General features: G+C 67.9%; 1 protein-coding gene. It reads left to right on the top strand.

The features are described 5' to 3' along the window. Positions 1-2 precede the first annotated feature (2 nt). A partial coding sequence (locus ACN50D_RS31235; protein WP_419970259.1) for an acetyl-CoA C-acetyltransferase occupies positions 3-1144 on the top strand: 1142 nt, incomplete at its 3' end.

The raw sequence follows: 1144 nt of genomic DNA, 5'->3' as shown, positions 1-1144 counted from the left end.
CTGTGATTGTTGCGGGAGCTCGTACCCCGATGGGTCGACTCCTCGGATCGTTGAAAGACCTCTCCGGGTCCGACCTCGGCGGCATCGCCATCAAGGGCGCCCTCGACAAGTCCTCAGTCGCACCCGACCAGGTCGAGTACGTCATCATGGGACAGGTCCTCACCGCCGGCGCCGGCCAGATGCCCGCCCGCCAAGCCGCCGTCGCCGCCGGCATCCCCATGAACGTCCCCGCCCTGAGCATCAACAAAGTGTGCCTCTCCGGCATCGACGCCATCGCCCTCGCCGACCAGATGATCCGCGCCGGCGAATTCGACATCGTCGTCGCCGGCGGGCAGGAATCGATGTCCCGCGCACCCCACATGCTCGAAAAAAGCCGCGAAGGCTTCAAATACGGCGACGTCACCCTCCGCGACCACATGGCCTACGACGGCCTCCACGACATCTTCACCGACCAGGCCATGGGCCTGCTCACCGAACAAGTCAACCAACAAGAAACCGCCCACATCACCCGCGCCGAGCAGGACGCCTTCGCCGCCGCCTCACACCAGAACGCGGCCCGCGCCTGGAAAGACGGCCTCTTCGACAACGAAGTCGTCCCCGTCTCCATCCCCCAACGCAAGGGCGAGCCCATCGTCTTCGCCCAGGACGAAGGCATCCGCGCCGACACCACCACCGAATCCCTCGGCAAACTGCGTCCCGCGTTCAGCAAGGACGGCACCATCACCGCCGGCTCCGCCTCCCCGATCTCCGACGGCGCCGCCGCCGTGATCGTGATGAGCAAAACCAAAGCCGAAGAACTCGGCCTGACCTGGATCGCGGAAATCGGCGCCCACGGCGTCGTCGCCGGACCCGACTCCACCCTCCAGTCCCAACCCGCCCGGGCCATCGCCAAAGCCTGCGCGAAGGAAGGCATCGACCCCACCGACCTCGACCTCGTCGAAATCAACGAAGCATTCGCCGCCGTCGGGATCGCCTCCACCCGCGAACTCGGCCTCGACCCCGCCAAGGTCAACGTCAACGGCGGCGCCATCGCCGTCGGCCACCCCCTCGGCATGTCCGGCGCCCGCATCGCCCTGCACCTCGCCCTCGAACTGCAACGCCGCGGCGGCGGCATCGGCGCAGCCGCACTCTGCGGCGGCGGCGG

Origin of the sequence: Rhodococcus sp. SB1D (assembly GCF_048573875.1) — a bacterium.
In the GTDB taxonomy this organism is placed as follows: domain Bacteria; phylum Actinomycetota; class Actinomycetes; order Mycobacteriales; family Mycobacteriaceae; genus Rhodococcus_F; species Rhodococcus_F qingshengii.
Note: the sequence above shows the minus strand (reverse complement) of the source record. Positions and strands in the feature narration are given on the sequence as shown.